Below are 21,636 nucleotides of genomic sequence, written 5' to 3'. Positions count from 1 at the left end.
GCGCAACAAGACGCCCGCACGATGAAATTTAAACCCGCCATTAAGCCCTATCGCGCCGCAGCCGGCGGCTGGGGTTCGCTTGAAGCCACCACCCGTTTTGTTATCGACAGCAAACACGCCCTGAAAAATTTGCGCAACCTGATGCGCATGAACAAAGCCCGAGGATTTGACTGTCCGGGATGCGCCTGGGGAGACGACAACAAAAGCACCTTCAGCTTTTGCGAAAACGGCGCCAAGGCCGTCACCTGGGAGGCCACGCGCCGCTTTATCGACGCCCGGTTTTTTGCACAGCACAGCGTCAGCAAGCTGTATGCGCAAAGCGACTATTTCCTCGAGTACCAGGGCCGTTTAACCGAACCGCTGCGCTACAACGCCCGCACCGACCATTACGAGCCCATCGGCTGGGATGAGGCCCTGGCGCTGATTGCGCAACATATCCACGCGATGGATAACCCGGATCAGATGGAGCTGTATACCTCCGGGCGCGCCAGCAACGAGGCTTCGTATCTCTACCAGCTCTTCGGACGTATGGTCGGCAGCAATAATTTCCCGGACTGCTCAAACATGTGTCACGAAGCCAGCGGCAGCGGTCTTAAACGCAGCATCGGCGTCGGGAAAGGCACCATCCGGCTCGACGATTTTGAGCGAGCCGACGCGATATTTGTGTTCGGGCAGAATCCTGGCACCAACCATCCGCGAATGCTGCACAGCCTGCGCCACGCCGCGGAAAACGGCGCACAGATAGTGACCTTCAATACGCTGCGCGAACGCGGGCTGGAGAAATTTGCCGATCCGCAAAAACCGCTGGAGGTGGTGACCCCGCTTGCGGGCACCATCAGCACCCGCTACTACCAGCCGAATCTCGGCGGGGATATGGCCGCCGTGCGCGGCATGGCGAAGGCGCTGCTGGAAACCCATCGCGAGCGGCTGGCGCGCGGTGAAAAAGGGATTTTCGCTGAGCGGTTTATCGCTGAGCATACCCATGGCGTAGACGGCTGGTTCGCTGAAATTGATAACACGAGCTGGCAGCAGATCGCGCGGCAGTCCGGCTTAAGCGAGCAGCAGCTGCGCGAGGCCGCCGCCGTCTGGCAGCAGGCCCGAACGCGTGATTTGCACCTGGGCGATGGGCATCACGCAGCATAAGCACTCCCTGAATACGGTTCGCGAAATAGTCAACCTGCAGCTGCTGGGCGGCCACCTTGGCAAGCCGGGCGCGGGCCTTTGCCCGGTGCGCGGGCACAGCAACGTGCAGGGCAACCGCACTATGGGGATCGACGAAAAGCCGTCTGCCGCGCTGCTTGATAGCCTGGGCAGGCATTTTGCCTTTGAGCCGCCGCGCCGCGCCGGGCACAACACCGTTCAGGCTTTGGCCGCCATGCTGCGCGACGAGGTTAAGGTGCTGATTGCCCTGGGCGGCAACCTGGCCGCCGCCGCGCCGGACAGCCCGCGCACCGAAGAAGCGCTGCGCCGCTGCGGCCTGACGGTGCATATCAGCACCAAGCTTAACCGCAGCCATCTGGTGCCGGGCCGCGAAGGCTTGATTCTGCCCACGCTCGGGCGCACCGAGGCGGATATGCAGGCCACGGGCCGCCAGTTTATTACCGTCGAGGATTCATTCAGCATGGTGCATGCCTCCGAAGGTATCGGCAACCCCATTGCCCGCACCCAGCGTTCGGAAACGGCCATTGTGGCGGGCATCGCCGACGCCGTACTGGGCAAGGATAAGCTTGACTGGCTGGCGCTTGCCGGTGATTACAATCTGATCCGCGACCATATCGCCGCGACCCTTCCCGGCTTCCAGAACTTCAATCAGCAATGCGAAAAGCCCGGCGGATTTTATCTGGGTAACGCTGCGGCGCAGCTGCGTTTTACCACGCCGAGCGGCAAAGCAGAGTTTAGCGCGGCGCCGCTTCCCGTTTCGCTATCTGGCGAGCCGGACGCGCCTTTTGTCCTGCAGACGCTGCGCTCGCACGATCAGTACAACACCACGATTTATGGCCTGGACGATCGTTACCGCGGGGTTTACGGCCAGCGGGAAGTGCTGTTTATCCATCCCGACGATGTGGCTGAACTCGGTTTACGCGAAGGCGAGCTGGTGGATATTGAAACGGTGTGGAACGACGGCATTACGCGCCGGGTCTGCGGATTCAAAATCGTGCCGTACGACATTCCGCGCGGCAACCTCGCGGCCTACTATCCGGAAACGAACCCTTTGGTTCCTCTTGCAAGCGTCGGCGACGGTACGGGCACGCCGACCTCAAAATCTGTGCCGGTAAAAATCAGCCCTGCGGCCCGTGCGCCAACCCGCCGTATTGCGTAAAGTGAGCGTCGGGTGGCGCCTGTTCACCCGGCTTACGCCCTTCCCGCCCTTGCTGGCAACGCATGCGCAATAAATGCGAGATTTCTCATTAACAACTTTGCAATATCATAATGACGGATTATGATAGCTGCCGCATTCACCATTTGGTTCGTTACCCTTTTCACTTTCGCCTGAAAGTGGCTTAACCACGCGCCAGATGCGTTCATGTTTACCCCAACCGGTACAAATTAAGGCGATCTCCGGGCAAAGAGAGACGCCGTTGCATGTGTAGTTCATGGAACATGGTCAACAACGTGTTCCGACAGGAGAACGTTATGGTAAGTCATACTCCCCCACGCGGCTTCGCACTGGCGCTGCTGTGGGTTCTCGGCGGATTAATGGCCCTCATTGGTCTGGCCATCGGCATCGGCGGGGCTTATTTAGTCTCGCTTGGCGGCAGCTGGTATTTCCTGCTGATGGGCATCGTGATGCTTATTTCCGCCGTGTTAATTTTCAGAAAAAAAGTCTCCGGGCTGGCGCTTTACGCTCTCGCCTTTATCTGCTCCGTTTTCTGGGCCGTCAGCGATGCGGGCATGGATTTCTGGCCGCTGTTTTCACGCCTGTTCACCTTTGCGGTGCTGGCGTTCCTCGCGGCTATCGCCTGGCCGGTTCTGCGTGCCGCCAGTAACGCCGCTGCGGTAAACAAAGCGCCGGCCTACGGCATCGCCGCTGTGCTGGCCGTGTGTATGCTGGTGAGCGCAGGCTGGATGTTTGTTCCGCAGGTGCAGGTCGCCGCGACCGAAGAGGTGCCGGTTAAACCTGTTGCCGCCGGAGAAGCGCAAAAAGACTGGAAGCACTGGGGCAACACCACCCATGGCGACCGCTTCGCCGCGTTGGATCAAATTAATAAAAACAACGTTTCCGATCTTAAAGTCGCCTGGGTTGCGCACACCGGAGATATTCCGCAAAGCAACGGCTCCGGCGCGGAAGACCAGAACACTCCGCTCCAGGTCGGCGACACGCTGTTTGTCTGTACCCCGTACAGCAAGGTGCTGGCGCTGGATGTGGATTCCGGTAAAGAAAAATGGCGCTTTGACAGCAAGGCCACCGCGCCAAACTGGCAGCGTTGCCGCGGCTTAGGCTATTTCGAAGAAACCACCCAGCAGGCCGCCGCGACGCTTGCCGCCCCGGCGCAGCCTGTGGCCTGCCCTCGCCGCCTGTTCCTGCCGACCACGGACGCGCGCCTGCTGGCGATCAACGCGGATAACGGAAAGCTGTGCGAGGACTTCGGCGATCGCGGGACCGTGGATCTGAAAGTCGGCATGGGCGAAGTAAAACCGGGCTATTACCAGCAAACCTCCACGCCGCTGGTGGCGGGGAACGTGGTGGTGGTTGGCGGCCGCGTGGCGGATAACTTCTCCACCGGCGAACCTCCGGGCGTGGTGCGCGCCTATGACGTTCACACCGGCAAGCTGGCATGGGCGTGGGACCCGGGCAACCCGGCGATTACCGGCGTACCGCCGGAAGGCCAGACCTATACGCGCGGTACGCCGAACGTGTGGTCGGCGATGTCCTATGACGCGAAGCTGGGCCTGATCTATCTGCCAACGGGTAACGCCACGCCGGACTTCTTCGGCGGCACGCGTACCGCGCAAGATGATAAATACAGCTCTTCCATCGTCGCCGTCGACGCGGCAAGCGGACGGGTGCGCTGGCATTATCAGACCACCCACCACGATCTGTGGGACTTTGACCTGCCGTCGCAGCCGCTGCTTTATGACCTGCCGGACGGAAAAGGCGGCGCCACGCCGGTGCTGGTTCAGACCTCCAAGCAGGGCATGATCTTCATGCTTAACCGCGAAACCGGCGAGCCGGTGGCGAAAGTGGAAGAGCGTCCGGTGCCGCAGGGCAACGTCGAAGGCGAGCGCTATGCGAAAACCCAGCCCTATTCCGTCGGCATGCCAACGATCGGCAACGAAACGCTTAAAGAATCGGATATGTGGGGCGCGACGCCGATCGATCTGCTGATCTGCCGTATCGAGTTTAAAGGGATGCGTCACCAGGGCGTCTTTACGCCGCCGGGGCTTGATCGTTCGCTGCAGTATCCAGGCTCGCTGGGCGGCATGAACTGGGGCAGCGTGTCCGTTGACCCGAACAACAGCCTGATGTTCGTTAACGATATGCGCCTGGGCCTTGCGAACTATATGGTGCCGCGCGCAAACGTGGCGAAAGACGCAAGCGGCATTGAGATGGGCATAGTGCCGATGGACGGCACGCCGTACGGCGCGATGCGCGAGCGCTTCCTGTCGCCGCTGGGCATTCCATGCCAGAAACCGCCTTTTGGCACCATGTCCGCCGTCGATCTGAAATCCGGGAAAATTGTCTGGCAGGTGCCGGTCGGCACGGTGCAGGATACCGGCCCGTTAGGCATCCGTATGCATATGCCCATCCCGATCGGCATGCCGACCCTGGGCGCGTCGCTGTCCACGCAGTCCGGCCTGCTGTTCTTCGCCGGCACGCAAGATTTCTATCTGCGCGCGTTCGATACCGCGAACGGCAAAGAAATCTGGAAATCTCGTCTGCCGGTTGGCAGCCAGTCCGGGCCGATGACCTACGTATCGCCGAAAACCGGTAAGCAATACATCGTGATTAACGCAGGCGGGGCAAGACAGTCTCCTGACCGTGGCGATTACATTATTGCTTATGCGTTGCCTGATAAGTCGTAGCCGTCTGTTTCCTCCTCTCCTTCAGGAGAGGAGGAACACCTGCTTAATTAATCTTGCCTAAAAAATCGCGCTTGCCTAACGGCACCCCGGCATGACGCAGAATGTCGTAGGCGGTGGTGAAGTGAAAATAGAAGTTCGGCACCGCAAAGGTGAAAACAAAGCTGCGGGCGGTGAAATGCAGCTCGTGTTCGCGGGCTTTGACCACAACCGGACGCTGGTCGTCCCCTGCAAGCTGTTCATCCGTCACGCTTTCCATCCAGGCTATCGTTGCGGCGATTCGCGCCTGTAACTCAGCGACAGTCGTTTCGGTATCTTCCATTACGGGCGCTTCGACGTTCGCAAGCCTTGCGACCGCGCGCTTAGCCATATCGCCTGTGACCTGCACCTGACGGGCCAGCGGGAACATATCTTCCGCAAGCTTCTTGCCCAGTAAATCCGCTTCGCTGGTGCCGTGCTCCTTTGCCCAGACCGAGCCTTTCTCAAGAATGGCGCTCAGATTGTGCAGGCCCTGAACGAACTGCGCTTTGGTTTCGCTATACAATGACATTGCAAATTCCTTAATTATTACAAAAAGGTGGAAAAATATTTAACAATGTATTAACTTCAAAATCGTTCCTCTGAAGTTAGCCTTAGTGTTTATTCGCTTATTTTATACTGCACTCTGCAACCCTCGGTAACCCTATTGCCGAGGGATTTTCTTATGCGATTCTGCCGCCCCGCGCCGCCGGTAATCAGGCAAAGCTGAACCCCTCATCCGCCCAGCCGGTGATGCCGCCGATCATGATTTTAACCGGACGCCCCAGGCGCGCCAGTTTTAAAGCCGCCCTGTCTGCGCCGTTGCAGTGCGGACCGGCGCAGTACACCACAAACAGCGTATCGGCGGGCCATTCGCTCATACGCCCTTCGTTGATGTCGCGGTGGTGAAGATGCAAAGCGCCGGGAAGATGGCGACGGGCAAAAGCTTCCGGCGATCCCACCACGTGCAGCAGGACAAAATCCATCTCCCCCTCTTTTATCGACGAATGGACATCATCGCAGTCTGTTTCAAGGTTCAGGCGCTGTAAAAAATGGGCGGCGGCAATTTCCGGCGCGGCGGCCGGGTAGTCGGTTACATAGCTCATAAGTCATCCCCTGTGTTTGAGCCACCACTATAGAGCCGCGTCGCCGGCTTGACAGGTGGCAGGAATGCCATATAGCGTGCAGATCATGACAAACAGCCCTGCGGATGCCGCGGTGAAGAATCCATTAGTTATTGCTTTAGCCTATGACGGGCTGTGTACCTTCGAATTCGGCGTTGCCGTTGAAATCTTCGGGCTGGCGCGTCCGGAAATGGGTGAGGAGTGGTATCGCTTCGCCGTGGCGGGGATCGATAAGGGCGAACTTCGCGCTACCGGCGGAATCCGGCTGGCGGTGGACGGCGGTCTTGAGCTGCTGGCGCAGGCCGGAACCATCATCGTGCCGGGCTGGCGCGGCGCCGATGCGCCCGTACCGACGGAGCTTTGCGATGCGCTGGTCGCCGCGCATCTTCGCGGCGCGCGGATTATGTCCATCTGCTCCGGGGTGTTTGTGCTGGCCGCCGCGGGCCTGCTCAGTAACCGACAGGCCACGACGCACTGGCGGTACACCGATTTGCTGCGGCAACGCTATCCCGATATTCAGGTCACGGCGGACGTTTTGTATATCGATAACGGCAGCGTGCTGACCTCCGCCGGCAGCGCGGCGGGCATCGACTTATGTTTACACCTGGTACGGCGCGATTACGGCAGCGCCGCGGCTAACATCGTCGCTCGCCGGCTGGTGGTTCCGCCCCACCGCGACGGCGGCCAGGCGCAGTTTATCCAACAGGCGGTTCCCGTCGCCTATGAGAGCCACCGGCTGGGGCCGCTGTTCGATCGTCTGCATGCCGGCCTGGCCGAAGAGCACAGCGTGGCGTCCCTCGCAAAATTCGTCGGCATGAGCCCGCGCACTTTTCTGCGGCGCTTCGCGACCGCGACGGGCACCACGCCAGCCAGATGGCTGTTAGCCGCGCGTTTGGCCAGAAGCCGGGACCTGCTGGAAAACAGCGCCCTGTCCATCGAGCGGATTGCCGAACAGGTCGGGTTCGGCAGCGCCGCCACCCTGCGCCATCATTTCCGCACGCAGCTCGCCACCACGCCCGCCGCTTATCGTAAAACTTTTACCTCGCCGGAATAAAAATTTACCGACGGTTAGCCTTTGTTTAATTTTCGTCCGCTATGATATTTCCACTCTGATGAGTCAATTTCAATTAACGAGAGGTATTTCTATCGAAATGCGCAACCGCAAGGAGTAATTATGCTGGGAAATATGAACGTATTTATGGCAGTGCTGGGATTGATAGTTTTTTCCGGATTTCTTGCCGCTTATTTAAGCTACAAATGGGATGACTGATGAACGGTGATCTACCCCCGCCAACCGTGCCCCTCGCAGATGTAAATCTCCGGGGGGCATTTTTTTGCGCCGTCGGGCGAAAAAAAACCGCCACTGTGGATGACGGTTGAAAGCTGCATGGATAGATTTTTATTATTCAGTCAATGAAACCCCGCGGGCTGAAGCCTTTTACTTTGGCATAAGTCTCATCACGCCTCAAAATAGCCGCCTGTGGTTCAACACCGCTTAAACAAGCCGTCAAAATATGTTTTCATGGCTGGCTTGTGGTACGCGCCGTTCGCAACCATTCTTATCGTGTTACGTTTGCACATCATTCGACAGACTCTTTTGGGTAATGATACGTTTATGCGCTATTACAAAGATGGTTCTACAAGTGGAGAAGTTATGCGTAAGTCGAAAGTTGTATTGCTCTCAGTCCTGCTGATGGGACTGCCCGTCGCTTTTTCCGCGCAGGCTTACAGTGAACCCGCGCCTGCCGCCGCCCCGCAAAGCGATGCCAACGCCTCGTACGAACTCAAAGAGTTCTACGCCGACTATAAGCATTTTGCTATCGGCGATATCGCGCCGGACCTGTACCGTACCAAGCCTTACCAGATTGATGCCTGGCAAATCCGGCACCTGCCGGCCCCCGGAAGCGGGCAGCCACTGGACGTATATGGGCGGAAACTATGTGCTGATTACCGATGCTGAAGGCAAGATCCTGCGGGCGATGAAGGGCGATATTTTTTACGCGCACTGATAACCTTAATAAACCGCGTTAAAAATAAGACCACCGCATTTTTATGACGGTGGTTTTTTATATCAGAATCCTCTCAGGATTAATTAACGCGCAATAATGAAGAAATTGTGAAGCGGTATTTTTTGGGTTTATTCTGGTTGTTCGCTTTTTCCGTTTGCCGATAATTGCAGACAGGTTAATATTGAAAAACGGTACTTACCCATGAAAAAATGTGCATTAATTCTGACCAGCCTGATGATGGTTTTTTCTTTAAGCGGATGCATCTGGCACGACGGCTATCATCACGGCGGCGGGCACCATCACCACCGCCGCTAGGCATTGTCAAACCCCGGTATACCGGGGTTTAGTTTTATGCGCTGCGCAGCGCTTTAATTTTAGAATAGCCATATTCGAAAATAAGATCCGTGGTGCACATAAAGACAATCACATCCCCCGACGCGCATTCCGCAAGGGCGCTGTTTAATTCCGCATCAAAATCTCTTGTCAGCTGCGGCATCAGCATTTGCATATCGCCCGGATAGTCATCGTCTTCATCCGCCGGCATATGTTCAATTTGCGAACCACGCACCACATAAACCAGCACGGCCTTATCGTTAAACGTGACGGGCGCGCGCAGATGCTTGCCGACAGGATGCTTTGCCATAAATTTACCTTCATTACGTTGGCGCGAAGAGTCGCGATGTTGCGCAAAATATACCTGCCAAAACGTCTCAGGTCATCCGGCAAATAGCCCGGGCCTGCCGGTAGCGTACATTTTCTCCGGCGGCCTGCCCGTTTTGGCCCTCTCCGCGTCAGGAGAAGGCCGTCATCGGTTTAGTATTTCGCCACCGTAGCTTTTGCGCCGTACTCGCGTAGCGCAAGATAAGTCTCGGTAACCTGCTTAACGAACCGCTCGTTGGCAGGCAGATCCTCGCCAAAGATAGTTTTCAGCGCCAGCAGCGCCTGAACGCGCCCTTCTCCTTCTTTGCCGGCGGCGACCGCCTGCTGGATGGCGGGCAGAAGCGGATCGCTGACTTCGATTTTTTCGCCCTGCTCATCCACGCCGCTAACGTAACGCATCCATCCCGCCACGCCCAGCGCCAGCAGGTCGAAGCGACCGCCGTTTGCCAGGTGCCAGCGGATAGAGTCCAGCCAGCGCTGCGGAAGTTTCTGGCTGCCGTCCATGGCGATTTGCCAGGTACGGTGCCGCAGCGCCGGATTGCTGTAGCGCGCAATCAGCGAATCCGCATAGTTGCCCAGATCGACGCCCGTTACTTTTAGCGTCGGCGCCTGCTCCTGCAGCATCAGCGCCCGCGCGGTGCGACGGAAATGTTCATCCTGCATGCAGTCAGAAATATGCTGATAGCCCGCCAGATAGCCCAGATAGGCGAGGAAAGAGTGGCTGCCGTTGAGCATGCGCAGCTTCATCTCTTCATAAGGCAGAACGTCCGCCACCAGCTCGGCGCCGGCTTTTTCCCATGCCGGACGCCCGGCGACAAAGTTATCCTCAATCACCCACTGGCGGAACGGCTCGCAGGCGACGGCCGCCGGATCGGCAACGCCGGTCGCCTGCGCCACCTGAGCGAGCGTTTCTGCCGTCACGGCCGGGACGATGCGATCGACCATTGTTGACGGGAAGGTGACGTTGGCTTTGATCCAGGCGCCTAATTCCGGGTCGATGGCGTCCGCATAGGCCGTCACCACGTTGCGGGTGACGTGGCCGTTTTCCGGCATGTTATCGCAGGACATGACGCTGAACGCCGGCAGGCCGGCCGCTTTACGACGCGCCAGCGCCTCTACGATGACGCCGGGCGCGGACTGCGGCTGATGGGGATTTGCCAGGTCGTGCGCGATAAACGGGTGATCCAGCAGAATCTTTCCGGTGGCGGGAGCATGGCAGTAGCCCTTTTCGGTGACGGTGAGAGAGACAATGGCCACCTCGGGCTGCGTCATGGCGTCAAATACCGCTTCCAGACCGTCCACCTGGGCATGCAGGGCTTTTTTCACCACCCCGACCACGCGGCACTGCCAGCCGTCGGCGGACATTTCCGCCACGCTGTAAAGATTATCCTGCTGCCTGAGGTCGGCTATTTGCTGCTCGCCGCCGATCAGGTTTACTTCGCAATAGCCCCAGTCGCTGCCCTGCTCCTGGGCCAGGATGTCGGCATACACCGCCTGATGGGCGCGATGAAAGGCGCCGAAGCCTAAATGCACGATGCGCGGAACAAGGCGGCTGCGGTCATAGTGAGGAACAATAGCTTTTGCGGATAAGAGTTTGTTTTCCATTTTGAAACTCGCTGTTAAAAGGGTGTCAGGACAGCCACAGACTACCTGCGGCGGCAGTCTGCTTGTTGATTTAAGTTAACTTTCGGTCATTTGGTATGACACAAGATTAAAAGTTGTATGACAACTCACGCCCTACGCCTCGCCGTTGAAGCGTGGTAACGGGCTGGCGGCTCCCCGGGCGTTGACTTCCTCTTCGCACCAGAGCCTGTCGTAGCTGTAGCCCGTTAAATCCTCAACGACATTGCGCGTTTGCGGATCAACGTCTTTTTTCGCGCCGTGCGCTTTCAGGCGTTCGACTTCATCGACAAAAATCTTGTGGGTGCGTTTGTTGAGATGGAACGTCAGGGCCTGCCACAGCGCCAGAATCAGCAGGCCAGCCGTACCGGCGAACAGCAGCGTGGCAATCATATTGACCGCGCTTTCCGGCTGCGCCTGGCTGCCTTTAACGAATCCGCCGGCCTGCAGCAAAACGCCGACGATAAAGGTCGCAATGGCCACCGTCGTTTTACGGGAGAAGGTCATGACCGCGGCAAACAGCCCTTCGCGGCGCTGGCGGGTGATCATCTCGTCGATATCGGGAATAAACGGGAAGACGTTCCACGGCGTGAACTCCAGTACGCAACGGCCGACCTGGTAGACCGCCGCCAGAATCACCAGCAGCGTGACCTTGTTGTCGCCCGGGAACTGATAAACCATAAACAGTCCGACCAGGCACAGCATCATCAGGCTGTAGGCAAAGACGTACAGGCGAGACGGGCCGTATTTAATGATGGCCATGCCCGCAAGCAGCGTCACCGGCAGGCCGACGATGCTCATTGAAAGCAGGGTTCCGGCCAGAGAAGAAGAGACGTTCAGGCAGTACACGCAGAAGAAAACGAACACCGTGTTGTAGACATCTTTGGCGGTAAAGGAGAGCAAATAGATCGCCAGATGTTTTCTGAACGCCCTGACCTTAAGCGTGGAGCCGTAGTCTTTAAACAGGCGGCCTAAGGCAACAAATTTGGCCAGCAGGGTGGTTGTCTGCGTCGGCTTTTCAAGCTCGGCTAACATTGCAGGGATTAATTCCCTCTCCCAGGTCACTTTCCAGGAGATAAACACGCACAGCATAAACAGCACCGCAAAGACCACGCCGTTAATTAAATAGGCGTTGGCATCCTGTTCGCCGAAGTGGTTAATCAGCAGGCCTGGAATAAAGGTCGCCAGAAACGTGCCCAGCGCGGAAAAGAACATGCGGCAGGTTGAAAGCTTGGTGCGGGAATTAAAATCCTTGGTCATTTCAGAAGGCAGCGTTTCCCACGGGATAAGCACCATCGCCGCGATAATTTCAAACGCCAGGTACACCGCCAGATAAAAGCCAAAGTTCATGCCGTTTACCCACAGCAAAGAGTAAACCAGCATTAACGGCGCGCCGATCAGCAGGAAGAAACGACGGCGGCCGAACTTCTTGCCTAAATAATTTTTATAAAAATGGTCGGTGAAGCTGCCCATAAACAGGCTGACGATGGCATCAACGATACGCGCGATGGCGACAATCGCCGCGGCCTCAACCGGCGACAGGCCCACAAAGGTGGTGTAGAAGAACAGCAGCCAGGCGCCTATAACGGTAAAAGCTCCGCCGCCCATAATATCCGTAACGCCATAACCAATCCCGACCGGGATAGTTATTTTTCTGTTATTTCGAGCCATGTTGATTCAAATCCTCGCAAAGGCGTCATTAAAATCCGAAATAGTTTTCGGCATTGTCGTGACAGATATTTTTTATCATGCGGGTCAGTATTTCCGGATCGTTGGGGACTTCCCCCTTCTCAACCCAGCTACCGATAAGATTGCAGAGGATGCGGCGGAAATAGTCATGCCGCGGATAGGAGACGAAGCTTCTCGAATCGGTCAGCATACCGATAAAGTTCATCAATAATCCCTGGTCCGCAAGCGCGTTTAGCTGGTTTTCCATGCCGCGCCGCGTGTCGTTAAACCACCAGCCGGAGCCGAACTGAATGGGTGATTTAATGCCCGCTTCCCCGGACTGGAAGTTGGCTATGGCGCTGGCCACCACGTCGTTATCACGGGCGTTCAGGTTGTAAATGATGGTTTTTGGCAGGGCATCGCGCCGGCACATGGCATCCAGTAAGCCATTTAAATGGCGCGCCAGATGGCTTTGATCGTTAATGGAGTCAAAACCCATATTGATACCGAGCGCATCGCGCATCGCGGTATTATTGTTACGTATCGCGCCGAAATGGATTTGCATCGCCCAGCCGCGCTGCTTGTACTCACGGGCCAGCATCAGGAACATGGCGCTGTCGAAACGGGCCTGTTCCAGAGCGTTCGTTTTCTCGCCCTGCCGCTTTTTATCAAAAATCGCCGCCAGGGCGCCTTCATCCGCCGGCTGGTAGTCGATCTCCAGCGGGCCGTGGTCGGAGATGCGGCAGCCCGCCTCGTGGAACCAGTCGATGCGTTGCGCTATCGCCTGGTTAAAATCGGTAAAGCTGGAAATCGCGCTGCCCGCAAGCTGTGCAAGCCTGCTGATAAACGAAGTAAACTCCCCAGGCTCGGTTGCAAAAATCTCATCCGGGCGGAAGGTCGGCAGCACTTTGGTGATGAAATCTGAGTCCCGCAGCAGACGGTGGTATTCCAGCGAATCAAGCGGTGAGTCCGTGGTGCAAATGACCTCGACGCGGGAACGGGTAATTAAGGCCCGCGGTTTAAAATCATCCTGCTGCAAAAGCCTGTTGCAGTGCTCCATCACTTCGCGCCAGTTTTTACTGTTTAAGGTGCCCTCAAAAGCGAAATACTGGTTTAGCTCAAGATGCGTCCAGTGATAAAGAGGATTGCCAAAACAGGCCTCTACCGTTTCAGCCCAGGCCTGAAACTTCTCTTCCGCGCTTGCCGTGCCGGTAATTTTACTTTCCGGAATACCGTTTGCGCGCATTGCGCGCCATTTATAATGATCGCCCGCTAACCAAAGCTCGCTGATATCCCTGAATGGTTTATTTTCATAAATATCTTTAGCGTTTAAATGACAGTGGTAATCAATAACAGGCTGTGACTTTGCCACATCCAGATAAAGCTGAACGCCAACGTCATTACCGATCATAAATTTATCGTTAATGAAACTCATGCTAACCCCTTATTACTCTGCCGAGCAGAATTAATTTCATATAGCCTGAGGGACCCAGGCCATATAAAGAAAAGCAACGGTTATAATTTATTAGCAGGTGAATTTTAATTAATAGCTACGCACGCCTTTTACTATGGCCGAAGCGTGTTTCACTTCGGCTGCGTCTTCAGGTTCGCTAAGGTCGCGGTCTTTTACTTCCGGCATCATAATGGCTGAAATCAAGCCGATTGCTGAATAAGCAATCATCATCACCACAATGGGCCACCAGGCATCGGTCATATTGACGAAAATCCCTGCCAGTACGGGGCCAAAACCTACTGCAATCAATCCTCCTGCTTCTTTAGAAATCGCCATGCGGGTAAAGCGATTACGCGAGCCGAACATTTCCGCCATGGTGATATTTTCCAGCGCGAATAACCCCAGCACCGCCACGTTATGAATAATGATAATGGAGGCCATAATCACGCTTACATCGTTACTCTTATCAACAATCATCGAGATCATCGGCCAGGCGAGAACCATCGATGAAACGCTGACGATAATATAAGGTATGCGGCGGCCGATTTTATCCGACAGCCAGCCCAGCACAGGAATAGTGATAAAGCCAATCACCGAGCTTATCATTAACGCATCGGTCGGTATCGCTTTCTCAAACAGCAGCGTCTGGACTAAATAGCCGGCCAGGAACGTCTGAATTAAACCGGAATTTCCCGCCTGGCCAAAACGCAGCCCGGTGGCCAGCCAGAATGATTTACTGGTAAACATGGCGCCCAGGGAATGCGTTTTATCCGCCGCAGCCTTTGCCGCCGCGGCGTTTTCCGTGTTATCGGAAACTTTCTCGAATACCGGGCTTTCCTTAAGGTTCATGCGCAGCCAGATGGCAAAAATCATCACCACCACGCTGGCGAGGAACGGCACGCGCCAGCCCCACGCCAGCAGCTCTTCTTTCGACAGGAAGAAAAACATCACCGCCCAGATGGCCGTTGCCGATAAGGTGCCGCAGTTGGTGCCCATGGCAACCAGCGAAGAGATAATGCCGCGTTTCCCTTTTGGCGCATATTCGGCCAGCATCGTTCCGGCGCCGGATATTTCTGCCCCGGCTCCCAGTCCCTGAATGACCCGCAGCAGCACCAGTAATAATGGCGCGAAAATACCGATTTGCGCGTAGGTCGGCAGCACGCCGATTAACGTGGTGCAGACCCCCATCATGGTAATGGTGATAAACAGCACTTTTTTACGCCCGATGGTGTCTCCCATGCGGCCAAAGAAGAATGCTCCGGCTATTCGGGCAATATAGCCGGCCCCGTATGTGCCCATCGCCAGAATAAGCGCCATGGCCGCCGACTGTTCCGGGAAAAATACTTCGTGAAAAACCAGGGCGGCGCCCAGCGAATAAAGCTGAAAGTCCATAAATTCCAGCGCGGTGCCGAGCCAGCCGGATACCGCCGCCTTGACCAGATCGGCGGTGCTTCTTTCAGGCTGCGCCTTACTTATTTGTTCAGGTATGTTCATATTTCTGTTCTCGAATTTGTCGTTGTAGGGACAGCAAATATCTGGCTACAGAATTTGAAGCTTAGAATTTTAATAAAACCTTACAGCACAGCTTTTGATCCTTTTCGAATATCTCCATCGCCTCCAGTACCTGTGTATAAGGGAACTGGTGGGTAATTAATTTCTCCGGCCTTATTTTTTGTTCCGCCATCCAGCCGATGACCTGCGGGAATCTGTTGCTGTTCAGGCGCGAGCTGTAGATAGTGAGTTCTTTGCTGGTAATAGCCTGCTGGCTGAGCACGCAGGGCTCCGCTGAGAATCCCATAATGCCGATACGAGCGGCCGGCGAGGCAAGGAGAATGGCCTCCGGCAAAATAGAGGGATGGCAAGCGGCGTCTATAATCAACGTCGGACGGATATTGAGCGCTTCCAGTTCGCTTTTCAGGTCGAGATGCGCATTATTAATCACGCGGTCCGCGCCGTTGGCTTTTGCCATCGCCAGGCGCTCTTCGATACGATCGACTACGATGATTTCTTTCACGCCGTAAACGCCGCGCAGCGCCTGGATGGTGGTCAGCCCCATCGGGCCGGCGCCGTAAATCAGGGCGGTATCCAGCGGGCCGGGATTCATCTGGCTGCAGATGTTGGCCGCTATAGTGAACGGCTCAATCATCGTGGCTTCGTTATCCGGAATGCTGTCCGGCACGCGATGGGCGTTTTTAGCCGGTAAGGTGACATAGTCGCTAAAGCCGCCGTCGCGATGCACGCCGATAACCTGCAGTTCAGCGCACACGTTCGGACGCCCGACAGCGCACGGATAACAGCTGCCGCAGCTCACGACCGGATCGCCTACGACCCTTTCACCGATGCGCGACGCGTCCACGCCTTCGCCGACGGCGTCGATATGGCCGAAAAACTCGTGGCCAATGACGCGGGGATATTTCGCAAACGGATTGTGACCGCGATAGATATGCACGTCTGAGCCGCAAATGCCCGCGCTTGCGACACGAATACGCACTTCGCCAGCCTGCGGTTTACACTCCGGGCGATCTTCAATTACCAAAATACCCGGCTGTTGAATGGTGATGCTTTTCATTTTTAGCTCCCCTGATATTAACCTGGGCGGATAAAACCGAACCGCAGGTATTAATGTTTATGCCATTCCTGATATTCTTTTTTCAGCCGCAGCGGCGCGGTTTCCGGCATAGAAAGCAGGCCGATGACCGAAATAATGCCCAGCACGATGACGTAGGTAGCCAGGCCGTAATAATGCCCGCCGGTCATCTGCAGTATTTTCACCGCCACCAGCCCCAGCACCCCGCTGCCGATTAACGAGCCTATCTGCCAGATTAACGCGATGCCGCTGCAGCGAATATGCGTCGGGAAAAGCTCAGGGAAATAAGAGGGCCCTGCGGCGCGTAGCACATGCTGTGGCCGACGCTGAGCACGAGGATCATCACCAGCTGCGTTAACCAGAAGCTGTCTTGATTAATCGCCAGGAAGAACGGCACAATCAGCACGACCTGCAATAACGCGCCGATAATATAAACGGGCTTGCGGCCCACTTTGTCACACAGCGCGCCCATCAGAGGAATGGCGATTATTTCAAGGATGATGGCGACAATCATGGTTTCCATTAAAATATTGGCGTCCAGATTATTCGCCTTGCCGTACGCCAGTACGATAACGGTGAACATGGCGAAGGTGCAGGCTTCTATCAGTTTCGCACAGACGCCTTTTACCACGATGCCGGGAAAATCGCGGATAACCTCAATTAACGGGCGCGACTCTTCGGCTTTGGTTTCGCGGATCTGCGCAAAAACCGGAGACTCGTCGATTTTCAGGCGGATAAATAAGCCGACGATGACCAACAGCAGGCTTAGCAGGAAGGGAATGCGCCAGCCGTAATCCATCATCGCTTCCGGGGACAGCGTGGCGTTAAGCAGGGCAAACAGCGCCAGCGGCAATAAAAAGCCTACCGGAGCGCCAATCTGCACCCAGCTGGCAAAAAATCCGCGCCGCGACGGAGCGGAGTATTCTGCGGTCATCAGTACGGCGCCCGCCTGCTCTCCCCCCACGCCAAAGCCTTGCAGGACGCGGATAAGAATAAGCAGCACCGGCGCCCAGATGCCGATTTTTTCATAGGTTGGTAAAAGGCCGATGCAGAACGTCCCTAACCCTACAATCAGGATGGTGATGACCAGCGCTTTTTTCCGCCCGACTTTATCGCCGATATGCCCAAACACAATGCCGCCTAAAGGACGGGCGAGAAAACCAACCGCGTAGGTGGCGAAGGCCGCAAGGGTGCTGATTAACGGATCTTCGCTGGGAAAGAATAAGTGGCCAAAAAAGAGGACGGCCGCGGTGCCATAGGCAAAGAAGTCATAATATTCAGCTGCGGTACCGATTGCAGAGGCCGAAGCGACACGTCGAATAACAGGCGTATTATCTACTTCATTTTTTATATCAACTGAACTGACCATAGTTTTATAACCTTTCTTTGTAGGGTTAAGTTAAGCGCCGTCCCTGGCCGTACTTTTTTATAGTTTTACCAGTTCCACAAGGTGCCATCTTCCAGACGGGCTACCGGCAGGTAGGCGGGCTCATACGGATATTTCGCCGCCAGCTTCTCGTCGAACTCGATGCCAAGGCCCGGCTTGTCGCTCGGGTGCATATAGCCGTTATCGAACGTCCAGCTATGCGGGAAGACTTCGAGCATCTGCTCGGAATAGCCCATGTACTCCTGCACGCCAAAGTTCGGCACCCACAGGTCGAAGTGCAGCGCCGCCGCCATGCAAACCGGCGAAAGATCCGAAGGCCCGTGGGAACCGGTGCGAACCTGGTAAAGCGAAGCAAAGTCGGCGATGCGGCGCATGCCGGTAATGCCGCCCGCGTGGGTAATGGTGGTGCGGATATAGTCGATGAGCTGCTCTTCGATAAGCTGTTTGCAGTCCCAGATGCTGTTGAAGACCTCGCCCACCGCGATCGGCGTGACGGTGTGCTGGCGAATCAGGCGGAAGCATTCCTGGTTTTCCGCAGGCGTTGGATCTTCCATCCAGAACAGGCGATGCTCTTCGACGCTTTTACCAAAGCGCGCCGCTTCAATAGGGGTCAGACGGTGGTGCATGTCGTGCAGAAGGTGCTCGTTAAAGCCAAACTTGCTGCGCACGGCTTCGAACAGCTTTGGCGTGAAATCGAGATATTTTTCCGTGGACCACAGCTGTTCTTCCGGCCAGTGCCCTTTTGTCGCCGGCTCGTAGGCCAGCCCCTTGCCTTTTGACATGCCGTAGGTGGTTTTCATGCCCGGCACGCCGCACTGCACGCGAATCGCTTTAAAGCCCATCTCTTTATGACGCGCGTAATCTTCCAGCACGTCGTCAATGGAATGGCCGGTGGTATGGCAGTAAACCATCACCCCTTCCCGGGACGCGCCGCCCAGCAGCTGGTATAACGGCATGCCCGCCGCTTTCGCTTTGATGTCCCACAGCGCCATATCCACCGCGGAAATGGCGGACATGGTTACCGGGCCGCGACGCCAGTAGGCGCCTTTATAGAAGAACTGCCAGATATCTTCGATGCGATGCGCATCGCGGCCGATCAGCTGCGGACAGACATGATCTTCCAGATAAGAGGCCACCGGCAGCTCACGGCCGTTTAAGGTGGCATCGCCCAGGCCCGTCAGCCCGTCGTCGGTGGTGATCTTCAGCGTGACAAAGTTACGCCCGGGACAAGTAACAAATACCTCTGCCTTAACAATTTTCATTCTGCTTTCCTTACTACGGATGATTTCCAGGAGCGACAATGGGGATAAAACTACCTCTGACCAATCTACCATACAAGTATATTTAAATGATTTTGACGGGCTGAGTCACACTTTGTGTGTGACTTTTGCAGAGGGAAACATTGAGAAAGTGAGGAAGAAAACAGACCTGCGGGTCAGAAATCAGGAGCGGCCCCAGCCGGCAACGATAATCAGCATGCCGCAAAAAGCGACGGCGGCGCCAAGCCAGTCGTAGAGGCTCAGCCTGACGCCGTCAACAATGCGCAGCCAAAGCAGCGCGGTAACGACATACACCCCGCCGTACGCCGCATAAACCCGTCCGCTGGCGGCAGGATGAAGCGTTAAAAGCCAGACGAATATCGCCAGCGAGCACGCCGCCGGCAGCAGTAATAACGGCGAGCCGCTACGTTTAAGCCACAGCCAGGGCAGAAAGCAGCCGATTATTTCAGCAAGCGCGGTCGCAAAAAACAGTAAGGTTGTTTTGATCATATTGAACTATATCTGAGATAATAGTGACTAACAGGCGCACCCAATGGCGCACCGGCTTCACAAGGCCAGGTGTCTGGTTGAAGTGGTGCTTCACCCTAAAAGGAAACCGCAATGAATACAATCCTTCGCACACGTCTTTCCCGGGCCTTCTTGCCCGTGGCGCTGCTGCTAGGCGCGTTCGCTCTGACCCACACCGCCCACGCTGAAACCAGCAGGCTGATTATCGAGTCCGGCGACAACGCGCAAACCCGCCAGCATGCCGCGATGGAAAAAGAGCAATGGAATGACACGCGCTCCCTGCGTCATAAGGTTAATACCCGCGTAGAAAAAGAGTGGGATAAAGCCGATGTGGCGTTCGATGCCCGCGACAACTGCCAGAAAAGCGCCAACCTTAACGCTTACTGGGAGCCAAATACCCTGCGCTGTCTCGATCGTCGTACCGGCCGCGCAGTCGCGCCCTAATCTTCTTCGCAGTCCGATAAGGCTTCTGTTGCGGAAGCCTCATTTATTCAGCAAGGAATCCGCATGAATAACGAGCTCAACATCAAGCTGCGCCCTCTTGAGCGCGAAGATCTGCGCTTCGTTCACCAGCTTGATAACAACGCAAGCGTGATGCGCTACTGGTTTGAAGAGCCTTATGAGGCCTTCGTCGAGCTGTCGGATCTGTACGACAAGCACATTCACGACCAGAGCGAACGCCGCTTTGTGGTGCAGTGCGAAGGCGACAGAGCGGGACTGGTGGAGCTGGTGGAGATTAACCACGTTCACCGGCGAGCCGAGTTTCAGATAATCATCTCCCCGGAATATCAGGGAAAGGGCCTGGCGACGCGCGCCGCAAAACTCGCCATGGATTACGGGTTTTCCGTACTGAATCTCTACAAGCTCTATTTGATTGTTGATAAAGAGAACGAAAAGGCCATCCACATTTATAAAAAGCTTGGTTTTATGGTGGAAGGCGAGCTAATCCACGAGTTTTTCATCAACGGCGAGTACCGCAACACGATCCGCATGTGCATTTTCCAGCAGCAGTATCTGGATACGCACAGGACGCCGGGCACCATCCTGAAGCCGACGGCGCAGTAACTGCGGCCGCCTGCGGGTTTCATCAATAGTAATCGATAGTATTTTTAATGGCGTAACGCACGGTGGCAGGCGGAGTGACGCTGTCGTCCGTCACCTTTAAGTCGCAAGACACCGGATTAAAATGCGAGTCGTAATCGCAGGTCTGGATGGTCTTCACAACCGGCTTACCGTTTAAGGTGCCGATCGCGGTGTAATCCAGCTTTTTCTTTTTGTCGGCGCCGGTTTTCGTGGTCACCGCAAGCGTCGAGGCTTTTGCCGTGGTGGTCTGGTCCGTCGGATAACCTTCTGCGTCATACCGGTAGTCGACCGTAACCTCTTTACCGCGCGCCTTCACTACAAAGCCGTTATCATCGGTATCGTAGGTTACCGCAGCAGCAGGCAGCTCCGCTAACTGACACTTTCCCTGAAGCTTCACCCGCTTTTCACGGCTGACCGCATCCAGATAGTAGTTGGCGTCAAGGATAAGCGTCGCGCCCGTGTTGGCCTCGATATCATGAAATTCGAGGGTATCAAAACACCCTTCTGACGATACGGAACCCGCAACGCGTTTTACCACCTCGCCCTTCTCGTTCATTAACGTCTGGCTAAAATCTTTTACCGGACCGCGCAGCGGATCGAAATCAAACTCGTTGGAGAAGCTTGCCATCTCCGGCGTAAAGGCCTGCGGCGCATCGTTGTTATCACACCCGGCAAGGCACGCCACCAGCGAGCTAAGGATAATGATTTTCTTCACGTTAGTTCTGTCTCGTCCTGGAATGTTCTGACATGTTATAAGCAAATACAGCTGTTTACGCCAGAGGTACTATTCTTAGAGGACATCCTCAACATAAGGAAGAGAAGATGAAAAGATCCGTTTGGGTAACCGCGCTGCTGCTGGCGACCTGCGCGCCGGCGCTGGCCGCGCAGACCTCTTGCGATAATGTTAAGGCCGACATTCAGCAAAAGATCATCAATAACGGCGTGCCCGAATCCGGCTTTACGCTGACGATTGTGCCGAACGATCAGGCTGATAAGCCTGATGCCCAGGTAGTTGGGCATTGCGGCAACGACACGCAGAAAATCCTCTATAGCCGCACCAGCAGCGGCAATGAAGCGGCCGCTAACGGCGCTACGCAGGACGCTGTGCCAAACGAACAGCAGCAGTAGCCTACGGGGCGCCCCGCGCGCCCTGTCTCTCCCTTCCTTTACCTTCGCTTATCGCTCCTTAATTGATACGTATTAATAATTCATACCCCC

17 protein-coding genes and 3 pseudogenes are annotated in these 21,636 nt (G+C 55.9%); 8 read left to right on the top strand and 12 right to left on the bottom strand.

What is annotated here, in order from left to right:
- Positions 1-21: 21 nt before the first annotated feature.
- A pseudogene (locus WLO32_RS09630) lies at positions 22-2,320 on the top strand (FdhF/YdeP family oxidoreductase).
- 314 nt (positions 2,321-2,634) lie between these two features.
- Positions 2,635-5,025, top strand: a complete 2,391-nt coding sequence (locus WLO32_RS09625; RefSeq protein ID WP_435948102.1) for a membrane-bound PQQ-dependent dehydrogenase, glucose/quinate/shikimate family — start codon at positions 2,635-2,637, stop codon at positions 5,023-5,025.
- A 43-nt stretch (positions 5,026-5,068) separates the two neighbouring features.
- On the opposite strand, the gene WLO32_RS09620 is transcribed toward WLO32_RS09625, so the two are convergent.
- Together WLO32_RS09620 and WLO32_RS09615 are read right to left on the bottom strand one after the other, a co-directional pair.
- Entirely contained in the window at positions 5,069-5,572 is a 504-nt protein-coding gene (locus tag WLO32_RS09620) for a DUF1993 domain-containing protein (RefSeq protein WP_435948101.1), read from the bottom strand.
- Positions 5,573-5,756: 184 nt separating this feature from the next.
- Positions 5,757-6,146, bottom strand: a complete 390-nt coding sequence (locus WLO32_RS09615) for a rhodanese-like domain-containing protein (protein WP_435948100.1) — start codon at positions 6,144-6,146, stop codon at positions 5,757-5,759.
- Between the two features lie 64 nt (positions 6,147-6,210).
- Here WLO32_RS09615 and ftrA point away from each other — a divergent pair, with 64 nt between their 5' ends.
- The 3 genes and pseudogenes from ftrA (at position 6,211) to WLO32_RS09600 (ending at position 8,173) form a co-directional block, all read left to right on the top strand.
- The gene (ftrA, locus tag WLO32_RS09610; RefSeq protein WP_435948099.1) at positions 6,211-7,218 is read left to right on the top strand and encodes a transcriptional regulator FtrA; all 1,008 of its coding nucleotides are present in this window, start codon (positions 6,211-6,213) and stop codon (positions 7,216-7,218) included.
- Between the two features lie 120 nt (positions 7,219-7,338).
- Complete coding sequence (gene mgtS / locus WLO32_RS09605; RefSeq protein ID WP_435948098.1) at positions 7,339-7,434, top strand: protein MgtS; 96 nt, start codon at positions 7,339-7,341, stop codon at positions 7,432-7,434.
- Between the two features lie 384 nt (positions 7,435-7,818).
- A pseudogene (locus WLO32_RS09600) lies at positions 7,819-8,173 on the top strand (RcnB family protein).
- Between the two features lie 349 nt (positions 8,174-8,522).
- Here the strand turns inward: WLO32_RS09600 and WLO32_RS09595 are convergent.
- The 9 genes and pseudogenes from WLO32_RS09595 to WLO32_RS09555 all read right to left on the bottom strand — a co-directional run bounded on the left by WLO32_RS09595 (position 8,523) and on the right by WLO32_RS09555 (position 19,317).
- Positions 8,523-8,816 (bottom strand): hypothetical protein, encoded by a 294-nt coding sequence (locus WLO32_RS09595; RefSeq protein ID WP_435948097.1) that lies wholly within the window; start codon positions 8,814-8,816, stop codon positions 8,523-8,525.
- 170 nt (positions 8,817-8,986) lie between these two features.
- Positions 8,987-10,438, bottom strand: coding sequence for a mannitol dehydrogenase family protein (locus tag WLO32_RS09590; RefSeq protein ID WP_435948096.1), 1,452 nt, complete (start codon positions 10,436-10,438; stop codon positions 8,987-8,989).
- Between the two features lie 132 nt (positions 10,439-10,570).
- Positions 10,571-12,124 carry an MFS transporter gene (locus tag WLO32_RS09585; protein ID WP_435948095.1) on the bottom strand — a complete coding sequence of 518 codons (1,554 nt, stop codon included), beginning with the start codon at positions 12,122-12,124 and terminating at the stop codon, positions 10,571-10,573.
- A gap of 28 nt (positions 12,125-12,152) precedes the next feature.
- Positions 12,153-13,556, bottom strand: a complete 1,404-nt coding sequence (uxaC, locus tag WLO32_RS09580) for a glucuronate isomerase (protein ID WP_435948094.1) — start codon at positions 13,554-13,556, stop codon at positions 12,153-12,155.
- 108 nt (positions 13,557-13,664) lie between these two features.
- A complete protein-coding gene (locus tag WLO32_RS09575) occupies positions 13,665-15,050 on the bottom strand; it encodes an MFS transporter (RefSeq protein ID WP_435948274.1) in 1,386 nt (461 codons plus the stop codon).
- A gap of 79 nt (positions 15,051-15,129) precedes the next feature.
- Entirely contained in the window at positions 15,130-16,143 is a 1,014-nt protein-coding gene (locus WLO32_RS09570; protein WP_435948093.1) for a Zn-dependent oxidoreductase, read from the bottom strand.
- Positions 16,144-16,193: 50 nt separating this feature from the next.
- A pseudogene (locus WLO32_RS09565) lies at positions 16,194-17,530 on the bottom strand (MFS transporter).
- A 65-nt stretch (positions 17,531-17,595) separates the two neighbouring features.
- Complete coding sequence (gene rspA / locus WLO32_RS09560) at positions 17,596-18,810, bottom strand: starvation-sensing protein RspA (RefSeq protein ID WP_435948092.1); 1,215 nt, start codon at positions 18,808-18,810, stop codon at positions 17,596-17,598.
- A gap of 180 nt (positions 18,811-18,990) precedes the next feature.
- Positions 18,991-19,317, bottom strand: a complete 327-nt coding sequence (locus tag WLO32_RS09555; protein WP_435948091.1) for a YnfA family protein — start codon at positions 19,315-19,317, stop codon at positions 18,991-18,993.
- A 111-nt stretch (positions 19,318-19,428) separates the two neighbouring features.
- Between WLO32_RS09555 and WLO32_RS09550 the strand changes: the two genes are divergently transcribed.
- Complete coding sequence (locus WLO32_RS09550) at positions 19,429-19,779, top strand: DUF1283 family protein (RefSeq protein ID WP_435948090.1); 351 nt, start codon at positions 19,429-19,431, stop codon at positions 19,777-19,779.
- Positions 19,780-19,842: 63 nt separating this feature from the next.
- Positions 19,843-20,400, top strand: coding sequence for a spermidine N1-acetyltransferase (gene speG / locus WLO32_RS09545; RefSeq protein ID WP_435948089.1), 558 nt, complete (start codon positions 19,843-19,845; stop codon positions 20,398-20,400).
- 22 nt (positions 20,401-20,422) lie between these two features.
- Here the strand turns inward: speG and WLO32_RS09540 are convergent, their stop codons facing one another.
- Positions 20,423-21,133, bottom strand: coding sequence for a YnfC family lipoprotein (locus WLO32_RS09540; protein ID WP_435948088.1), 711 nt, complete (start codon positions 21,131-21,133; stop codon positions 20,423-20,425).
- 107 nt (positions 21,134-21,240) lie between these two features.
- Here WLO32_RS09540 and WLO32_RS09535 point away from each other — a divergent pair, with 107 nt between their 5' ends.
- The gene (locus tag WLO32_RS09535) at positions 21,241-21,546 is read left to right on the top strand and encodes a DUF1161 domain-containing protein (RefSeq protein ID WP_435948087.1); all 306 of its coding nucleotides are present in this window, start codon (positions 21,241-21,243) and stop codon (positions 21,544-21,546) included.
- The last annotated feature ends 90 nt before the right edge of the window (positions 21,547-21,636 follow it).

The organism is Dryocola mayonis, from assembly GCF_051307045.1.
GTDB lineage: Bacteria > Pseudomonadota > Gammaproteobacteria > Enterobacterales > Enterobacteriaceae > Dryocola.
This window is presented reverse-complemented; position numbering and strand designations above follow the sequence as displayed.